Source organism: Streptomyces lavendofoliae (assembly GCF_014649735.1).
Lineage (GTDB): Bacteria > Actinomycetota > Actinomycetes > Streptomycetales > Streptomycetaceae > Streptomyces > Streptomyces lavendofoliae.
In genome coordinates, this window is sequence record NZ_BMTP01000002.1 from 210086 (window position 1) to 229375 (window position 19290).

Consider the following 19290-nt stretch of genomic DNA (forward strand, 5'->3'; position numbering starts at 1 on the left):
CCGGCCGGCGGGTGGCTCGTTCACCCGCCGGCCGTGATCGCCCAGCGTTCGTGGTCGCGCCAGGCGCCGTCGACGAAGACGAACGCCGGTGAGAAGCCCTCCAGCCGGAACCCGGCGCGGCGCACGAGCGCGATCGAGGCCGTGTTGAGGGGCTGGATGTTGGCCTCCAGCCGGTGCAGCCCGAGCGGTCCGAAGGCGTGCCGGAGGACGAGGCCGAGCCCTTCGCCCATCAGGCCGCGTCCCGCCGCGTGCGCGAAGGCGCCGTATCCGAGGGTGCCGCTGAGGAATCCGCCGCGGACGATGTTGTTGATGTTGATGTACCCGGCGATCGCGCCGCCCGCCTCCCGCTCGCACACCAGCAGCGGTTCGCAGTCCGGGCTCTCGATGCGGGCGCGGGCGTACGCGGCGTAGGCGGCGGCGGTGTCGGGCGGGAAGAGCCACGGCCGGTGCAGGTCCCCGCTCTCGCGCACGCGCGCGGTGAACTCGTCGCCGTCGTCGAGGCGGAAGTGCCGGATGGCGACGCGCGGACCTTCGGCCAGGTACCGGGGGCGGGAGACGTGCGGCGGCATCGGGTCAGGGTAGCGAGAGGGTCGCCGGGACGGGCTTCGGCGACGCCGCCGGTGTGACCGCACGCCGCACTGTCGCCTCCTGGGTACCCCGCTCGCTCCGCCACCCCCGGCAACCAGCATGTGCGCGTCCGGTCGCGCGGGGGCGGTGGAGCGGGCCGTACGGGTGAGGCCGTGGCCCGCCCGTCAGTGGTGGGCGACGACCAGCCGGGGCTCGTCGGCGTCACCGGCGTCGTCGGCGCCGGCCGGGTCGGGGCGCTGGATGAGCAGCGCGGTGACGACGCCGATGCCGAGCAGCGTGAGCGCGGCGTACATGGCGTGCTGGTAGCCGGCCTCGGTGACGCCGTTCGCGTCACTGCCCGCGGCGATCATGGCAGAGGCCAGGGCGATGCCGAGCGAGGCGCCGATGCCGAAGCAGGCTCCGTTGAGACCGGAGAGCGACCCGGGCTTGTCCTTGGGAGCGGTGGTGACGGCGAGGCCGTTGAGGCCGGTGAGCATGAACCCGCCGTAGGTGATGCCCAGCGCGGCGAGGGCGGCGACCAGGATCCACTCGTTGTGCAGGAACAGCGTGGCGAAGACGAAGATCACGAAGTTGGCGACGGCGCCGGCGACCACGATCCGGCGCCAGCCGATGCTCGGGCCGAGCCGCCCGGTCAGGGGGGCGGAGATCACCCCGATCAGCTGGATGGGGGTGAGGAAGAGGACCGCGGCGGTGACGGCGCTCAGTCCGAGGCCCACGCGGGCGTCCTGGGAGAACAGCGGGATGGTCAGCGCGATCGCGCCGAAGGCGCCGCCGAGGGTGCAGACGGTGGTGAGCAGCAGGGGCCAGGCGCGGCGGGAGGCGAGGACGTCGAGGTCGATGACCGGGTTGGGGGCGCTGCGCTGCGAGACGACGAAGAAGACCAGGGAGGCGACGCCGCCGAGCAGGAAGCCGAGCGTGAGCGGCGAGGTCCAGCCCCAGGCGCCGCCCTGGGCGAGACCCACCAGGACGCCGGTGAGGCCGAGGGCCAGGGCGGCGATGCCCCGGGAGTCGAAGCGGGCGTCGGCGTCGATGGTGGGCGGGACGTCGGGGACGTACCGGCGCACGCCGAGCAGGCCGGCGACGGCGATCAGGGTGGAGCAGACGAAGATGCCCCGGAAGCCGATGGTGTCGGCGATCTGGCCGCCCGCGATGGCGTCGACGCCGGCGAGGCCGCCGTTGACGGCGGTGATGATGCCGGCCGCCTTGCCGAACCCGGCCGGGGTGAGCAGCTGGTTCAGGGTGAGGAAGGCGAGGGTGAACATCGCGGCGGAGATGCCCTGGAGGATGCGGCCGGCGATGAAGACCTCGATGCTGGGCGCGAAGACGCAGGCCAGGTTGCCGATGATCAGGACGATCGCGCAGACGATCATCATCGGCTTGCGGCCGCGCTGGTCGCTGAGGCGGGCGAGCGTCACCTGGCCGATGGCGGCCATCAGGAAGAACAGGGTCTGGGACAGGCCGGCGGCGGCCGTGGTCGTCCCGAGGCGCTCGATGACGTCGGGCAGGGCGGGGCTGAGCATGGTGGCGTTGATCTGGTAACCGAGGACGGCCAGGACCATCGCCAGCAGCATGGGCCCGCGGCCCGCGAGGTCGGATTCGGCTCCGGATCGAGTCCGGCCGAGCGAGATGGACATGTCGGCCCCTTTGCCTTGGATGTCGCGTCGAGTTCGCTTCGAGATCGCTTGGGGATCGCTTCGAGATCGCTTGGAGCGCCTCAGGATCAGTGCGCGGCACAAGCTCTGCCTTGTCAGACAAGTGCCACTGAGTCAGATTGGAATCTACGCGCGTAAACGTCAATACCCTGCGGGCAACTTTTCGAATTTCCGCAGCTCAATGCCGCCGACGCCGCCGAATCGGGACCGCAGGAGCCATTGCCCGCCCCTGTGGTGAGGCATAACTTGATGACAAGTGAGCCGAGGAGGGACATTGGTGGTCAGCAGCATGGAGCGGCGCAGACCGGTGGTGGTGCTGTACGAGCGGATCGTGGACGCCATCCACGCCGGCACCTACCCGCCCGGCTCTACCCTGCCGTCCGAGCCCAGGCTCGCCGCCGAACTGGGCGTGAGCCGACCGGCGCTGCGCGAGGCCCTGCTGCTCCTCCAGGAGGACGGCCTGCTGTCGGTACGGCGCGGGGTCGGCCGGACCGTCGCCGACCGCCCCCCGCGCCGCGGTTTCGAGCACATCCAGCCGCTGGAGGAGCTGATCGGCGCGGGGGCTCCCGTGCGCGTCCGCGCCCTGCTGCGGGCGGTCGAGGAGCCGACCGACTTCACCGCCCAGCACCTGCTCGCCGCCGCCCGCGCCCGGCTCCGGTTCTGGGAGTCGCTGCTGGCGGCGGACGGTACGGCGGCGGCGCTCAGCCAGGAGTGGGCCGCTGCCGAGGACGTCCTGGAGACCGCCCACCCCGCCTTCGCCCGGGCGCTCGACGCCGCCGCCGGCACTCCGGACGCCGCCCGCACGTCGATGCTCGCCGTCCTGGCCGGAGCCTCGCGCGGGGTGTCGCTGAGCGCCCACAGCAGCGTGACCGCCACGCTCGTCGGCCAGCGGCGCGGAGAGCAGCTGGGCCGGCCGGCCGACACCCCGGCGGTGCTGATCACCCAGGTCGTCCGGGCCGGGGACACCCCGGTCATGGCCGCCAAGCACATGCTGCCGACCGGGGCGGCGGCCCTCCCGGTCCTCCAGTCGAACTGACCGGCGCGGAGACCGGGCCCACCGGGGGCGTCACGGGGGTGTCGGCTGCGTCACGGCGTACGGCCCCGGGCGTGGCGTACACTCCCGCACCATGCACTTGTCTGACAACGTCTCCGCCGACGTCACGGCCGCCGACTGGATCCGCCGCGCCCCGAAGGCGGTCCTCCACGACCACCTGGACGGCGGACTGCGCCCCGCCACGATCATCGAGCTGGCCCGCGAGTGCGGTTACACCGGCCTGCCGACCGAGGACCCGGCGGCGCTGGGCGCGTGGTTCCGCGACGCCGCCGACTCCGGCTCGCTGGAGCGCTACCTCGAGACGTTCGCCCACACCTGTGCGGTGATGCAGACCCGCGAGGCGCTGTACCGCGTCGCGGCCGAGTGCGCCGAGGACCTGGCCGCGGACGGCGTGGTCTACGCCGAGGTGCGGTACGCCCCCGAGCAGCACCTCGCCGGCGGGCTGACCCTGGACGAGGTCGTGGCGGCCGTGAACGACGGCTTCCGCGAGGGCGAGCGGCGCTCCGGCGGCCGGATCGCCGTCGGGACCCTGCTGACCGGGATGCGCCACACCGACCGTTCCCTGGAGATAGCCGAGCTGACCGTCGCCCACCGTGAGCGCGGCGTGGCCGGCTTCGACATCGCGGGCGGCGAGATCGGCAACCCGCCGTCCCGTCACCTCCCGGCCTTCCAGCACCTCAAGCGGCACAACTGCCACTTCACCATCCACGCGGGCGAGGCCGTGGGCGCCGAGTCGATCCACGAGGCGGTGCAGGTGTGCGGCGCCGAGCGGATCGGCCACGGTGTGCGGATCACCGACGACATCGCCGAGGACGGCACGCTCGGCCACCTGGCCGCGTACGTACGGGACAACCGCATCGCGCTGGAGGTCTGCCCCACCTCCAACCTGCAGACGGGCGCCGCGAAGGGCTACGCGACGCACCCGATCGACCAGCTGCGCCGCCTCGGCTTCCGCGTCACGCTCAACACCGACAACCGCCTGGTGTCCGGCACCACCATGAGCCAGGAGTTCCAGCACATGGTGGACGCCTTCGGCTACGGCCCGGAGGTCTTCGAGGAGTTCACGGTCGCCGCCGTCGAGGCCGCGTTCCTGCCGCTCCCGGAGCGCCGCCGGATCATCGACGAGGTGATCCGCCCGGGTTACGCGGCCCTCTGAGCCCGGCACCCTCTTCCCTCGGTCACGCGGCGACCACCGCGTGACCGGCCGGCGTTCGGCCCGGGGCGGGGCCCGCGCCGGGGCTCGGGCGGGGGCGTTCGGCCCGGGGCGGGGCCCGCGCCGGGGCTCGGGCGGGGGCGTTCGGCCCGGTCCGCCCCCGGCCGGGCGAACGTCCGTCCGGGCGCGTGGCGGCTCCCGCGTCCGGCGGTACCCCATCGGGCGTGGAGCCCCAGGCACCTCCGTTCCTCCGCACGGCCGCGGCCCACGCATGGTGCTGTCCGACCCGCACTCCCGGATCGCGCAGTCCTCTCCAGTCACCGTTCGACCCTTCTGAGCAAGGCGGTCAGCGGCGCGAGCGAGGCGGTGCGCGTGGCGACCGCCCTGGCGCCGGGGCTGTTCGCCCCGGTGTCTTCTTCATCGACTCCGGCGACCGCCACTGGGCCTGGGACTGCGACCATGGCCAGGTCCGGCCCCTGAGGCGGCTGTTCGGCGTCTCCGTCCGCTCGGTGGGCGCGGTGGCCGGCGGCTTCCCTGAGCCGCCGCCGCAGCGGATCCGGACCCGTACGGATGTCCGCCGCTTGAGGGGGCAGGCGTAACGAGTGCCCGTCACCATGCGGTCAGTCATGAGCCCGGCACGTACACGGGTGGGCGGGCGGACATCGGCAGGTGACGACAGGACGCAGGGAGCCCACATGAAGGTCCGCCCGTGGACGGTTCGACCGGACTTCCGGCTCACGGCCCAGGTGGTGGCCGGCCGTTATCGGCTCGACGATCTGCTGGGCCGCGGAGGCGGGGCCGATGTCTACGAGGCTCTCGACCTGCGGCTGCGGCGCCCCGTCGCGGTGAAGGTCCTCCGCCCGGAGGGGGAGGCGCTGACGGAGGAACGCTTCGACAGCGAGGCGCGCCTGCTGGCCCGGTTGCAGCACCCCGGCCTGGTGACGGTGTACGACTGCGGCCGCGAGGACGGGCAGCCCTACCTCGTGATGGAACTTATCAGGGGCACGACGCTGCGCCGGCGGATAGCCCGCGCCTCCCTGACGCCCGCCGAGGCGTGCCGTATGGGAGAGGCGCTGGCCTCCGCCCTGGCGCACGTGCACGCGGCCGGGGTGGTGCACCGTGACGTCAAGCCCTCGAACATCCTGCTGGACGAGTCCGGCGCCCCGTACTTGACCGACTTCGGCATCTCCCGGTTGCTCGACAGCACGGCCCGTACGGTCACCGGCGGGCTGGTGGGCACCGCCGCCTACATGGCGCCCGAGCAGGTGCTGGGCAAGGGAGCGGGACCGGCCGCGGACGTCTACAGTCTCGGCCTGGTGCTCCTGGAGGCCCTGAAGGCGGAGCTGGAGTACGACGGGACTCCGCTGGAGGCGGCGATCGCCCGGCTGCACCGGCCCCCGGTCATTCCGCCGGAACTGCCCGACGGGCTCGCCGAGCTGCTGCGGGCCATGACCGCGGTCGACGAGGCCGACCGGCCGGACGCCCACGCCTGCCGCCGGGCGCTGTCGGCGTTCGCGGCCGCCGAGCCGGGGGCACCGGCCGGTCCGCTTCCCGCTCCGGGGGCACCGGCCGGTCCGCTTCCCGCTCTCGGTGACGAACCGGACGACCAGGGCGCCGAGCCCCCCGCCGTGTCGGCGACACGCCAGGGTGCGGGTGACACGCTGTCCGCTCCCCGGGTCTCCACCGTCCGCCGCTCGCACCGCGGGCACCGTGCCCACCGGGCCCTGCTGACGGCGGGTTCGACGCTGGCCGCGCTCGGCGTCGCGCTGACCGGCTCCACCGGTGGCCTGCCGGCCGACGGCGGGGACGCCGCCGCCCGCCCGCCGCGACCCGCCGCAACGGAGCCGGCGCCGCCGGCGGCCGGCGATCCCGGCCGCCCGTCCTCCTCCCACGCGACACCGGACTCCACCGGCTCCGGCGACCGGACACCCGCCGGAGCCGTGAGGACCGGCACCACGGGGACCGGCACCACGGAGGCCGGCGCCGGAGAAGTCGGACCCGCGAGGACCGGCGCCCGGGAGGCCGGTGGCGCGAAGGCCGTCGCCGTGAGGGGCGACGCCGAGGCCGGTGCGTCGTCCCGTGCCCCCGCCGCCTCGCGCGACACGTCCGGCGATCCGTGGGCGGAGAACGCGCGGGAGCCGTCCCACGACCGGGGGAAGGCTCGCAAGGGCCAGGGGAACAAGCCGCACAAGGGCAAGGGCAAGGACTGACCGCCCGTCAGCCCCTCACCATTCCCTCACCGCAACGCGGGTACCTCCAGGGTGAGGGTGCCCGCGTCCGCGTCCAGGACGGCCGGCACGCCGAGGGGGACGGTCACGTTGACCGGGCTGTGCCCGAAGCCCAGCCGCTCGACGACCGGTACACCGAGGGGGGCCAGGCGGTCGAGGAGGGTGGCGCGGACCTCGGCGTAGGGGCCGCACTCCTCCCAGGAGCCCAGGGCGATGCCGGTGACGCCGTCGAACCGGCCGGCGCGCAGCAGCTGGGTGAGGACGCGGTCGATGCGGTACGGCTCCTCCCCGACGTCCTCCAGCAGGAGCAGACCGCCCCGCGGGGACGTGCGGGCGTGCCCCGTGGCGAGACCGGCGGCGAGCAGGGTGAGGCAACCGCCGGAGGTCACGCCCCGCGCCCGGCCGGGGACCATGGGCCGGGCGCCGTCGAGTCCCAGGGTGCGCACGGTCTCGGGTGCGAGGAGGGTGGCCCTCAGGGACTCCTGGGTGGTGACGTCCTGGAGGAAGGTCACCGCCCCGGTCATCGGGCCGTGCAGCGTGGCCAGGCCCATCCGCAGGGCGAACGCGTCGTGCAGGGCCGTCACGTCGCTGTAGCCGATGAACACCTTGGGCCCCGCGGCTCTCATCGCCGGCCAGTCGAGCAGGTCGACCATGCGCTGCGCGCCGTAACCGCCGCGGGCGCACATCACCGCCGAGACGGACGGGTCGCACCAGGCGTCCGTCAGGTCGCGGGCACGGTCCTCGTCCGCCCCGGCGAGATACGGCAGCTCCGGGTGGACATCCAGGGCGTGCGGCATCACGAGGGGGTCGAGTCCCCAGCCGCGCAGGACGGCGAGCCCGGCCAGGAGGCGGTCCTCGGGCACGGGCCCGCTGGGCGACACGACGGCCACCCGGTCGCCGGGACGCAGGCGGGTGGGCCTGGTCAGGGGTGCGACCGTCACGTGCGCAGCTCCAGCGGCGGTACGTCGGTGCGGGTTATCCCGAAGACCTGGGCGTACAGGGAGAGTTCCGCTTCCAGGGCCCGGACCACGGTGTCGGCCCTGCGGAAACCGTGCCCCTCCCCCTCGAAGGCGATGTACGCGTGCGGGATGCCGCGCCCCGCCACGGCCGCCAGGAAGCGCTCGCTCTGCGCGGGCGGGCAGATCACGTCGTCGAGCCCTTGCAGCAGCAGGAACGGCGCGGTGATCCGCTCGACCTGGGCGAGCGGAGCGCGTTCCCGGTACCGCCCGGGGACGTCCCCGGGCGGGCCGATCAGCGACTCCATGTAGCGGGACTCGAAGTCGTGCGTCTCCTGTGCCCATCCGTCGACGTCGAGGACCGGGTAGAGCAGCGTGCCGCAGGCGTACACGCCGGTGGCGGCGAGCGACGCCGCGGCCGTCCAGCCGCCCGCGCTCCCGCCCCGGATCGCGAGCCGGGCGGGATCGGCGGTGCCCTCGGCCGCGAGCGTCTCGGCGACGGCGGCGCAGTCCTCGACGTCGACCACGCCCCACTGCTCCCGCAGCCGGTCGCGGTAGGAGCGGCCGTATCCGGTCGAGCCGCCGTAGTTCACCTCGGCGACGCCGATGCCGCGCGAGGTGAAGTAGGCGATCTCCAGGTCCAGGACGAGGGGGACGTGCGCGGTGGGGCCGCCGTGCGCCCACACCACGTACGGCGGCAGTTCGTCGTCGGGCGCGATCCGGTCGGGATTGTGCGGCGGGTAGATGTGGGCGTGGATCTCCCGGTTGTCCGGACCGGTGAAGGTGCGGATCTGCGGCTCCGGGTAGTACGCCGGGTCCACGGAGTCGTCGTGGCCGGAGCCGATGACCCGGGTGCGGCCGGTGCGGGTGTCCAGCTCCACCACTTCGTAGCCGCTGCGCGGGCTGGCCGCCACGCCCACGACCCGTGTCCCGTTCCCGGCGAGGGTGGCGGCCCACTCGGTCCAGGGTCCGGGGGCGTCGACCACTTCACCGGTCTCGGGGTCGAGTATGCCGAGGCTGGTGGCGCCCTTGCCGTGGATGACGGCGATCGTCCCGTCGTCCAGCGGCTGGAACCACTTCAGGCCGATCTTCCACAGCGGTCCGCCGAACTCCTCCGCCCGCCCCGTGCACAGGGCCGTAGGTCCCGCGTCGCCCGGCCTCATCCGGTGGAGCTCCCACCAGCCGCAGGCGTCGGAGACGAACAGCAGCGACCCGTCGGGGGCCCAGTCGGCCTGGCACACGGCCTCGTCGGCCCCGCCGGCGATCGCCCGCGCCCCGGTGAGCGTGCCGCCCTCCGTGACGTCGGCGGCCATCACCACCGTGCCGTCCCACGGCATCCGGGGGTGGTCCCAGGCGAGCCACACGACCCGCCGCCCGTCCGGCGACAGACGCGGCCCGGTGACGAACCGGTGCCGGTCGTCCGTCAGCTCCCGTACCGCACTCCGGTCCTCGGCGGCCGATCCGTCGAGCGGTACGGCGGCGACCACGCGTCGCACCTCACCCGGCCCCGGGCCGGTGAACTCCTCCAGGACGCACCACACCTCGCCCCGGTCGGGGTGGATCACGGGGTCGACCCAGCGCAGTCCGCCGCCCACGCCGGACACCGGGGTGAGCGGCACGGGGCCGCCGTCGCCGTCCGGCTCGTAAGCGTAGAGCCGCTGGTCGGGGAAGTGGCTGAAGACGACGAGCGGCACGGCGGCCTCACCGCGCACCGCCCCGGCCCAGGGGTGTCCGCCGTACTCGACCACCCTGCTGCGCGCGTTCCACGGGGCGGGGAGCACCGTCTCCTCGGTGCCGTCCGGGCGCCGGCGCACCAGGGCGCGTCTGCCGCCCTCGGCGGGCCGCGGCTCGGTCCACCACACCTCGTCGCCGACCACGCCGACGTACTCGGGTCGCCCGCCGTGCGCGGCGGCGATGTGTGCGTCGATCGGTGACGGCCATGTGCCGTAGGCCCCCGTGGGTACCATGTCCGAATTTCCCCCCTACGCGGTCTGCAGATAGTGGTCGAGCACGCGGATGCCGAAGTGCAGCGCCTCGACGGGGACGCGCTCGTCGACGCCGTGGAACAGCGCCTGGTAGTCGAAGCCGATGGGCAGCCTGAGCGGCGCGAAGCCGTAGCCGGTGATGCCGAGGCGGGCGAAGTGCTTGGCGTCGGTCCCGCCGGACATGCAGAACGGCACGACGTGGGCGTCGGGCTCGAAGTGCTCCAGGGCGGCGCGCAGTTTGGCGTACGTCGGCGAGTCGACGGGCGCCTGGAGCGCGATCTCCTGGTGCTGGAACTCCCACTGGACGTCCGGCCCGGTGAGCATGTCCATGGTCTCGGCGAACTCCAGGTCGGCGCCGGGCAGGACGCGCCCGTCGATGTGCGCGGTCGCGGTGCCCGGGATCACGTTCACCTTGTACCCGGCGTGCAGCATGGTCGGGTTGCTGCTGTTGCGGATCGTCGGTTCGACCAGGGCCGCGGCGCGGCCGAGCTTCGCCAGCAGGGCGTCGGCGTCGAAGTCGTCGGCGTCGAGATCGGGCTGGAGGCCGTGGAGCGCGGCCAGTTCCGTGAGGGCGGCGCGCACGGTCGGGGTGAGCCGCACCGGCCACGGGTGTTCGCCGATGCGGGAGACGGCGGCGGCGATCCGGCTGACCGCGTTCTCCCGGTTGACCTTCGAGCCGTGGCCCGCCCTGCCCTCGGCGGTCAGCTTGAGCCAGGCGGTGCCGCGCTCCCCCGCGCCGATCGGGTAGATCTCCAGGTCCGGTCCGGCGTGGAAGGTGTAGGCACCGGACTCCCCGATGCCTTCGGTGCAGCCCTCGAAGAGGTCCCGGTGGTGGCGCACCAGGTAGCCGGCGCCGTCGGCGGCGCTGGCCTCCTCGTCGGCGGTGTAGGCGATGACGATGTCGCGTCGGGGCCGGATGCCGTGGCGGGCCCATTCGCGGACGACCGCGAGGATCATCGCGTCCGTGTTCTTCATGTCGACGGCGCCCCGGCCCCACACCAGTCCGTCGCGCACCTCCCCGGAGAAGGGGTGCACGGCCCAGTCGCCGGGATCGGCCGGCACCACGTCGAGGTGGCCGTGGACGAGCAGCGCTTCGGCTGACGGGTCGGTGCCCTCGATGCGCGCGACCACGTTGGTACGGCCCGGGGTGCGCTCCAGCATCACCGGTTCCAGCCCGGCCTCGGCGAGCCGCTCGGCCACGTACTCGGCGGCGGGCCGCTCCTTGCAGTCGCCGCTGCCGTGGTTGGTGGTGTCGATGCGGATGAGCTCGGAGGTGAAGGTGACCACCTCGTCGAGCGCCTGCGAGTCCGTGTCGAACGGTGCCGTGACGTCAGCCATACTGCTCCTCCACTGCGGCCGAGACGATCGTGGTGACCGCCTTGAAGGCGCGAATGGCCTCGTACATCGTCTCGCTGGTGTACGCGACGCGCCGTTCGCCGCTGGTCGCCACGCCCGGAACGACGGTGGCGGCTGCCGCGAGGTGCTCCGCGTCGAACTCCAGCTCCACGGTGAACGGTCCGCCGCGCACCGGTTCGTACCGTACGGCGAGAGCGGTCGCGTCCCTGGCTGCGGCGCGGATGTCGGCGGCCGTCCGGGTGGGCGTACGGCACACCGCCGCGTAGCGCGAGACGTGGTCCTTGACGGCCACCTTGCGGGCCTCCGGCGCGTAGGCGAGGGCGTCCTCGCAGGTCAGGTCGTCGCCGGTGACGAGGATGACGGGGACGCCGTACTCGGCGACGACGTGGGCGTTGAGCATGCCCTCGCTCGCCCGGACGCCGTTGAGCCAGACGCCGGTGATGGAGTTGGCGAGGTAGGTGTGGGCGAGGACCCCTTCACTGCCCGCGCCGGTGTGGTAGCCGACGAACGCGATGCCGTCGACGTCGCCGTGCTGGACGCCTTCCACCATGGAGAGCGTCTTGTGGCGGCCGGTGATCATCTCGACGCGCTCGTCGAGCCGTTCGAGCAGGAGGTTGCGCATGGTCCAGTGCGCTTCGTTGATGAGGACCTCGTCGGCTCCGCCCTCGAAGAAGCCGCGCACGGCCGCGTCCACGTCGGAGGTGAACATGGACCGGCACCGCTCCCACTGGGGGGTGCCGGGCAGCACGTCGGCCGGCCAGGTCACACCGGTGGCGCCTTCCATGTCGGCGCTGACGAGGATCTTCATGCCTCGAAACCGTACGCGGTCCCGCCCCGCCTGCCCAGGTCTGTGGATAACTGTCGGCCTGCCCCGCCGGCGCTGTGCCGCCCCCGGGCACCGGCCCACCGGCGCCACGTCGTACGCGCGCCGTCCGTGCGCCTTACGCACTCCCCGCGTACCCCTGCCGCGCTCCCCTGTGCGACCTCCGCGCCGTCACGCGCCCCCCGCAGCGGGAAGGGCGGCTCGCGAGCGCGGCGCCCGACTCGGCAGGGGCCGCCGGGAGGAGGGGTCAGCCCGTGAGCGTCACGGGGCCGGCCGCCAGCCGGTCGAGGAGCTGGTCCCGGTGCAGATCCGCCACGGGGGCGAGCAGATCGGGGTGGCGCAGCAGCGCGGCGGCCCGCCGGTCGTGCTCGTCGGGCGCCACGAGCCGCCGGAACTCGACCGGCGCGCCCGCCGTGTACGCGGAGCCGCCGAGCGCCCGGGTGGCCGCCGCAGCCAGCTCCGGCGCCCCGAGCAGCGCCGCCGCCCAGCTCGCGACGACCTCGTCGACCCAGCTGCGCCAGGCGTCCGCGTCCTCGTCGCCGCCCCCGTCGCCGGCCGTGCCCGTGACACCGTCGAGCCGCCCGGACCCGCCCGGCCCGGCCACGGCGACCAGCGCGGCGTCCATGGCCGTCGGGTAGCGCAGCCACGCCGCGACCGTGACGGCCTGGCGTGCCTGCGCCTCGGCCAGAGCGGTGTCGAGCGCGCCGCCCCCGGGCGGGTAGGCACGGGTGAGCCACTGCGCGGTCGCCGCTATCAGCGGGGAGAGCGAGAAATCTGCGGGCATGGCTGGTCCATCCGGATTCACGGGGCGCTGGGCGGACGCAAAACGTACCCCCCGACGGCGGGGACGGAAATGACGCAGCTCACGCGCGACGGCGGGGCCGCCAGCACCGGCCCGCCGGGGGCGACACACGGAGGCGGGGGGCGGGGACCCGGCCGCTCAGCCCGGCGTCGTCCGCGCCGGCCGTCTCCGCGGCACGGTGACCCTCCGGGGGTCCTGGCGGCGGGGCGGCCGCGCGCGGACCGCCCCGGCCCCGCCGCCCGCCCGGCCCCGCCGCTGCCCCGGCTCCCGGTGCCCGACGCCGGGGCCGCCCTCGCCTCGTCAGTCGTCGTGCCCCAGCCGCAGGTCGCGCTCGGTACGGCCGCCTCCCGCCACCCGCAGCACGGTGGCCACCGGCGGATAGCCGGCCGCGATCACGGTGTACTCGCCGGACGGGAGGTCCACGAAGCGGAACGTGCCGTCCGGGCCCGTGGTGAGCGTGTCGAGAACGTCCCCGGCGGTGTCGAGCAGCGTCACGCGCGCGTCCGCCACGGGCCTGCCGTCCGGCGCCCGTACCGTCCCGCGCAGCACGGCGCCGCCGGCCAGCTCGATGTCCTGCCGGGTCTCCCGGGACGCCTGGACCGGCACGGACAGGGCGGCGGGCCGGAACAGGGGGGCGCTCGCGGCGAGGGTGTAGTCCCCCGCCACCAGCGCGGGCAGGACGTAGCCGCCGTCCCGGCCCGTCCGGGTGCTCGCCACGACCTCTCCCCGCACGTCGGTGAGGGTCACCGTCGCGTCGTGCACGGCCGTGCCGTCGGCGGTGCGCACGGTCCCGGCGAGCCGGCCGGCACCGCCGAGGACCACGTCGACCTCGACCGGCCGGTCGTCGACGACGACGGGGACGGCCTGGGGCCGGTGGCCGCCGGCCGCGGCGATCAGCACGTACGAACCCGCGCCGGGCGCGCTGAGCGCGTACCGGCCGTCGTCGCCGCTCGCCCCGCGTCCCGCCTGCCGCCCGTGCGGGTCGACGAGGGTGAGGGCGGCGCCCGGCACGCCGGTACCGCCGTGCTGCCGTACGGTGCCGCTGACCGGCACGCCCGCGTGGGGATCCGTGGGCGGCGTGCCCGACGCGGCGCGGGGCGCGGGCACGGCGGTCGTGGCGGCGGGGGCGTCCCGGGCCGCCTGTGGCTTCTGCTTGAGGAGGAACGCGAGGAGCAGGCCGAGGCCCAGGACCGGCACCAGGTGGAGGAAGGTTCGCGGCATCGTCTCGGCGTACGCCTCGGTGTACGCGTCGCGCAGGGCGGGCGGCACGGCCTCAAGGAGCCGGGGGGTGACCGCCCAGGGCCCGGGCAGATCGCCGGGGGCCTCTGCCGCCGGGAGCCGGCCGCCCAGTTCGTGGTCGAGGCGGCGGGTGAGGAGGGCCCCCAGGACGGCCGCCCCGAGGCAGCCGCCGAGCAGCCGGACGAGGGTGTGGGCGCCGGTGGCGGTGGAGAGGCGGGCGGGCGGCGCGGCGTTCTGGACGGCGAGGACGACGGCGGGCAGGACGAGGCCGATGCCCACGCCGAGCACGGCCTGCCAGACGCTGTGGGTCAGGCGCGGCGTACCGGGCTCCAGCCGGGACAGCAGCCACATCCCGACGACCGACACGGCGCCGCCGAGCACCGGATGGACCGTGTAGCGGCCGGTACGGCCGATGAGATGGCCGGACAGCAGGGACGCCACGACGACACCGGCCACCAGGGGCAGCATCAGCAGCCCGGCCTCGGCGGCGTCCGCGCCCCCGGCCAGCCGGAAGAAGGCGGGCAGGCAGTCCGCGGCGGCGAGGAGCGCGACACCGGCGATGGTGCCGACGATCCCGCCGACCACGAAGGTGGGGTCCTTGAGCAGCCCTGGCGGGACGATCGGCTCGGCCACGTGGTTCTCCACGACGACGAGCAGCAGGACGGTGCCCGCCGCGCCGCAGGCCAGCCCCAGGACCGTGCGGGAGTTCCAGGCGTGCTGTGTGCCGCCCCAGTCGGCCAGCAGGACCAGGAAGGTGGAGGCGGCCGCGAGCAGGACCGCGCCCAGGACGTCCGGGCGGCGCCGGGCGCCCGACCCGGCGGGCGCCACGGAGGCGCCGGACCCGGCTGCCCAGGCGGGCGCCCGCCGGGGCAGCGCCGTCCCGACGAGGAGCAGCGCGACCAGCCCGAGGGGGACGGCACCCCAGAAGCACCACCGCCAGGAGACGTACGCGGTGACGAGCCCGCCGAGCATCGGGCCGGCCAGCGAGGCGAGACCGAGGGCGGCGCCGGTGACGCCCAGGAACCGTCCGCGCCGGCGGACGGGGACGAGGTCGGCGGCGATCGCCTGCGCACCGGCCAGGAGGCCGCCGGCGCCGGCGCCCTGGACGGCGCGGAAGGCGACGAGCTGGTCCATGGAGCGCGACCAGCCCGCCAGGGCCGAGCCGATGAGGAAGACGGCGAGGGCGGCCAGGAAGGCCCCCTTGCGCCCGCGTAGGTCGCCGAGCCTGCCGTGGACGGGGAGGGTCACTGCGGCGGCGAGGAGGTAGGCGGTGGCCGGCCAGACCGTCCGGCCGGGCAGCGGGCCGGGCGCGTGGAGCCCGGCGGCGATCGCCGGAAGGGCGGTGGCGGTGACCAGTTGCTGGAGTACCGCGGCCAGCAGGGCCGAGACGAGCCCGGCAAGGACGAGGCGTACCCGCGCGGGGCCGGGCGGGACGGTGGCGGGGAGGGGCGGTTCGCGGTCCGGCGGTCCGGCGGTCGCCGTGGCGCCGGGCGTACGGCCGGACCCGGCCGGGGCACCGGGTGGGGCCGCCGTCTCCCATGGCCCGGCGGCGGGACCGGGCTCCTCGCCGGCCGACCGGGCGACCGAGCGGGGGGACGACCGTCCCGCCGGCCGTCCCCCCGGTCGGGCCGCCGTCCGGGGCGCGCCGTCCTGCTCGGACTGCCGCGGGCCTGCCTCCCCGGGCGCCCGGGGGTCCGCCCCCTCGGCGCGCCCCGCCCCGGCCCCGGGGCCGGAGGCCCGGAAAGCGGCCTCCTGGGCGGCGTGAGCGCCCCGCCCCTGGGCGGCCGCCTCGGCCCACCCGCGGGCGGGCTGTGTTCCGTCGTACGCCGGCGTGCTCCCACCCACGAACCTGCTCCCCTCGGTCGCGCCTACGCGGCGCGCCATTCTTCGCATCGCGCGCAGAGGGGGATCAGCGGGGCAGGACGGGGTCATGAGGGTGGGCGAGCGTCAGGAGCGCGGCCTGCCCCCGCGCTCACCAGCCGTTTTTCCCGGGTGTCCCCGCGCGCCCGCGGTACGCGGGGACCCCGGGCCACGACCGGAAGACCACCCGAACCGGTGACCGTGGCACGGCTCGGCGACCGGGGGTCCGCGTCCCGACCCCGGTCGGCGCGGCCCGCGAGCGGGTTCCTACTTCTCGACCTCGGCGGCGAGGTTGGCGAGCAGCTGGTCGTAGATGCGACCGAGCCCCTTGGGGGCGAACGTCCGCTCGAAGAAGCCGCCGACGCCGCCCGCCCCGTTCCACACGGTGGTGACGACGGCCTTCGCCCTGCCCTCGCCGGCCGGGGTGACCGTCCAGGTGGTGACCATGGAGGAGTTGCGGTCCTTCTCGACGAGCCGGCCGTCGCTCGGCTCGGTGACCTCCAGCAGGCAGTCGCGGACGCGCTTGCTGGTGGCCTGGAGCTTCCAGTGGACGAGGGTGCCCTCGCCGTCGCCGCCCTCGCGCACCTCGTACTCGCTGAAGTGCTCGGGCAGGAGCTTCTCGCGGGTCTCCTTGTAGTCGGCCAGCGCGTCGAACACCGTCTCCGCGTCCGCCGCGATGACCCGCTCCGTCGTGGCCTCGACCTGCGCCATGCCATGTCCTCCAGCACTCGTTCCTAAGGGGAGCACCAGCCAACCACCTGGGCGGTGGGCGCCCAAATCCGGGGGAGGGACGAGAGAGGCGATCATGGGAACAAGTGTTCTATTGTGTGGGCAGTACCGACGGAGGAGGCGTCCATGCGCTGGGACAACCTGAGTGAGCCCCCCACCGGGGACTCCGCGCTGTTCGGAACGGACGCCGTGGTCACGCGTACGTTCGACACCCCGGAGTTCCGGGGGATCACGTTCCACGAGGTGCGGGCCCGGTCGATCGTCAACCGGGTCCCCGGCGCCTCGCGCATGCCGTTCGAGTGGACGGTGAACCCCTACCGGGGCTGCACGCACGCGTGCGTCTACTGCTTCGCCCGCAAGACGCACAGCTACCTGGACCTCGACACCGGGCTCGGATTCGACTCCCAGATCGTGGTGAAGACCAACGCGCCGGAGCTCCTGCGCAAGCAGCTCTCCTCCCCCCACTGGCAGGGCGCGCACATCGCGATGGGCACCAACGTGGACTGCTACCAGCGGGCGGAGGGCCGGTACGAGCTGATGCCCGGCATCATCGCCGCGCTGCGCGACCACGCGAACCCCTTCTCGATCCTGACCAAGGGGACGCTGATCCTCCGCGACCTCGACCTGCTGCTCCAGGCGGCACGCGTCACCGACGTCGGCATCTCCGTCTCCGTCGGCTTCACCGACCGCGAGCTGTGGCGGACCGTCGAGCCCGGCACGCCCGCCCCGGAGCGGCGCCTCGACGTCGTACGGACCCTGACCGACCACGGCATCGGCTGCGGGGTGCTGATGGCGCCCGTGATCCCCTTCCTCGGCGACCACCCCGACCAGCTGCGCGCCACCGTGCGCGCGATAGCGGCGTCCGGGGCGACCTCGGTGACCCCGCTCGTCCTGCACCTGCGGCCGGGCGCCCGGGAATGGTTCACGCAGTGGCTGGACCGGCACCACCCGCACCTGGTCCGGCGCTACGAGCGGCTGTACGCGGAGGGCGCCTACGCCCCGAAGTGGTACCAGCGCCGGATCACCCGTCAGGTGCACGAACTGGCCGACGAGTTCGGGATAGGTCCCGCGCGACGCGGGGCGTCCCGCCGCGTCACGCCGCCGTCCGCGCAGCCGCACCCCCAGCCGTCGGAGCCGGGGCCCACGCAGCTCACCCTCCTCTGATCGGGTCAAGTCGGCGCCATGCGTGCCCGTCCGCGCCGGAATGGGGGGACGATCCGCCGAGGGGCGTGTTCCCCGCAGCCATCGTTCCGCACGCTCGGGAGGCCCGTATGCAAAGACGCGCAGGAGTGCTGATCGCCGCCGGGGCGCTGATGGCGGGGGCCGTCACCGCCGTGCCGTCGGCGGCGGAACCCGCCGGGGAGAAGGCCGGCCCCCTCGCGTGGACGGCGTGCGCCACCAAGCAGTACCCCCGGCTCCAGTGCGCGACGGTACGGGTACCCCTGGACCACGACGACCCGGGCGGCGAGCGGATCACCCTCGCCCTCTCCCGGGTCCCGCACACCGCCCGGACCTACCAGGGCCCCCTGCTCGTGAACCCGGGCGGACCGGGCGCGAGCGGGCGCACCATGGCCGGCTTCGTGGCGGCCTCGCTCCCGGCGCGGGTGGCGGCGCAGTACGACGTCATCGGCTTCGACCCGCGGGGCGTGGGCGCGAGCAGGCCGGCGCTCGACTGCAAGCCGGGGCACTTCACCCCGGTGCGGCCGGACTCCGTGCCGCGCGACCAGCGGGACGAGCAGGTCAACCTGGCCCGGGCCGCGTCGTTCGCCAAGGCGTGCGGCGACAAGTACGGCGGCCTGCTGAGGCACATCAGCACGGTGAACGCGGCCCGCGACCTCGACGTGATCCGGCAGGCGCTCGGCGCGCAGCGCGTCAACTACTTCGGGTACTCGTACGGCACCTACCTCGGCACCGTCTACGCCAAGCTGTTCCCGCAGCGGCTGCGGCGCGTGGTGCTGGACTCCGTGGTCGACCCGCACGGTGTCTGGTACGGCCTCAACCTCGCCCAGGACGTCGCCTTCGACGCCCGCCACAAGGCGTTCCTGGCGTGGGTGGCCAAGCACCACACGACCTACCGGCTGGGCAGCGACCCGGCGAAGGTCGAGGCGCGCTGGTACGCGATGCGGGAGGCGCTGCGGAAGAAGCCGGCGGGCCGGAAAGTGGGCCCGGCCGAACTGGAGGACACCTTCCTGCCGGGCGGGTACTTCAACGGCTTCTGGCCCACCCTCGGCGAGGCCTTCGCGGCGTACGTCAACGACCGGGACCCGGAGCCCCTGATCGCGGCGCACCGGACGCTGGCGTCGTCGGACGCGGCGGACGACAACAGCTACTCGGTCTACGCGGCCGTGCAGTGCCGCGACGCGCGCTGGCCCAGGGACTGGGGCGTGTGGCACCGGGACAACTGGTCGGTGCACGCCAAGGCACCGTTCTCCACCTGGAACAACGCCTGGTACAACGCGCCGTGCGCGTTCTGGCCGGTCGCGTCCCTGTCGGCGCCGGACCTGGCGAACGACGCCGTGCCCCCGGTGCTGCTGTTCCAGGCGACGGAGGACGCGGCCACCCCGTACGCCGGCGGTGTCGCCGTCCACCGGAAGCTGCGGGGCTCCAGCCTGGTCGTCGAGCGGGGCGGCGGCAACCACGCGATCACTCTGGGCGGCAACGCCTGCCTGGACCGGCACCTGGTGCGGTACCTGGAGACGGGGCGGGTTCCCCGGGGCGCGGCCGGGTCGGAGGCGGACGCGGTCTGCGCGGCGACGCCCGACCCGCGGCCGGCCGGCCGGGCGGGTGCCGCCGGGCCCGCGGGCCGGATCGGCGGCGCGGCCCTGCACGGACTGCTGGGCCACGGAGGCTGACCGGCCGGTTGTC

General features: G+C 74.7%; 14 protein-coding genes. 5 read left to right on the forward strand and 9 right to left on the reverse strand.

The window, feature by feature from the left end:
- Positions 1–20: 20 nt before the first annotated feature.
- Together IE109_RS03850 and IE109_RS03855 are read right to left on the reverse strand one after the other, a co-directional pair.
- Complete coding sequence (locus tag IE109_RS03850; RefSeq protein WP_189549038.1) at positions 21–569, reverse strand: GNAT family N-acetyltransferase; 549 nt, start codon at positions 567–569, stop codon at positions 21–23.
- A 183-nt stretch (positions 570–752) separates the two neighbouring features.
- Complete coding sequence (locus IE109_RS03855) at positions 753–2222, reverse strand: MFS transporter (RefSeq protein ID WP_189549040.1); 1470 nt, start codon at positions 2220–2222, stop codon at positions 753–755.
- A gap of 307 nt (positions 2223–2529) precedes the next feature.
- Here IE109_RS03855 and IE109_RS03860 point away from each other — a divergent pair, with 307 nt between their 5' ends.
- The 3 genes from IE109_RS03860 (at position 2530) to IE109_RS03870 (ending at position 6657) form a co-directional block, all read left to right on the forward strand.
- On the forward strand, positions 2530–3276 hold the full coding sequence (locus tag IE109_RS03860) for a GntR family transcriptional regulator (protein ID WP_373297633.1): 747 nt from the start codon (positions 2530–2532) through the stop codon (positions 3274–3276).
- Between the two features lie 91 nt (positions 3277–3367).
- Complete coding sequence (locus IE109_RS03865) at positions 3368–4450, forward strand: adenosine deaminase (protein ID WP_189549043.1); 1083 nt, start codon at positions 3368–3370, stop codon at positions 4448–4450.
- Positions 4451–5142: 692 nt separating this feature from the next.
- Entirely contained in the window at positions 5143–6657 is a 1515-nt protein-coding gene (locus IE109_RS03870) for a serine/threonine-protein kinase (protein ID WP_189549045.1), read from the forward strand.
- Between the two features lie 26 nt (positions 6658–6683).
- On the opposite strand, the gene IE109_RS03875 is transcribed toward IE109_RS03870, so the two are convergent.
- From IE109_RS03875 to IE109_RS03900, 7 genes are all read right to left on the reverse strand, one after another.
- On the reverse strand, positions 6684–7616 hold the full coding sequence (locus IE109_RS03875; protein WP_229890520.1) for a S66 peptidase family protein: 933 nt from the start codon (positions 7614–7616) through the stop codon (positions 6684–6686).
- On the reverse strand, positions 7613–9598 hold the full coding sequence (locus IE109_RS32960) for a dipeptidyl-peptidase 5 (RefSeq protein ID WP_229890522.1): 1986 nt from the start codon (positions 9596–9598) through the stop codon (positions 7613–7615). The genes IE109_RS03875 and IE109_RS32960 overlap by 4 nt, the downstream gene beginning before the upstream one ends.
- Positions 9599–9613: 15 nt before the next feature.
- The gene (locus IE109_RS03880; RefSeq protein ID WP_189549049.1) at positions 9614–10954 is read right to left on the reverse strand and encodes a M20/M25/M40 family metallo-hydrolase; all 1341 of its coding nucleotides are present in this window, start codon (positions 10952–10954) and stop codon (positions 9614–9616) included.
- A complete protein-coding gene (locus IE109_RS03885) occupies positions 10947–11780 on the reverse strand; it encodes a M55 family metallopeptidase (RefSeq protein ID WP_189549051.1) in 834 nt (277 codons plus the stop codon). Before IE109_RS03885 ends, IE109_RS03880 begins: the two co-directional genes overlap by 8 nt.
- A 262-nt stretch (positions 11781–12042) precedes the next feature.
- A complete protein-coding gene (locus IE109_RS03890) occupies positions 12043–12579 on the reverse strand; it encodes a hypothetical protein (protein ID WP_189549053.1) in 537 nt (178 codons plus the stop codon).
- A 318-nt stretch (positions 12580–12897) separates the two neighbouring features.
- The gene (locus IE109_RS03895; RefSeq protein ID WP_229890524.1) at positions 12898–15681 is read right to left on the reverse strand and encodes an MFS transporter; all 2784 of its coding nucleotides are present in this window, start codon (positions 15679–15681) and stop codon (positions 12898–12900) included.
- A gap of 282 nt (positions 15682–15963) precedes the next feature.
- A complete protein-coding gene (locus tag IE109_RS03900) occupies positions 15964–16407 on the reverse strand; it encodes an SRPBCC family protein (RefSeq protein WP_189549057.1) in 444 nt (147 codons plus the stop codon).
- 144 nt (positions 16408–16551) lie between these two features.
- On the opposite strand from IE109_RS03900, the gene IE109_RS03905 reads away from it, so the two are divergent.
- Positions 16552–17589 (forward strand): Rv2578c family radical SAM protein, encoded by a 1038-nt coding sequence (locus IE109_RS03905; RefSeq protein ID WP_189549058.1) that lies wholly within the window; start codon positions 16552–16554, stop codon positions 17587–17589.
- A gap of 107 nt (positions 17590–17696) precedes the next feature.
- Complete coding sequence (locus IE109_RS03910; RefSeq protein ID WP_189549060.1) at positions 17697–19277, forward strand: alpha/beta hydrolase; 1581 nt, start codon at positions 17697–17699, stop codon at positions 19275–19277.
- Positions 19278–19290 lie beyond the last annotated feature (13 nt).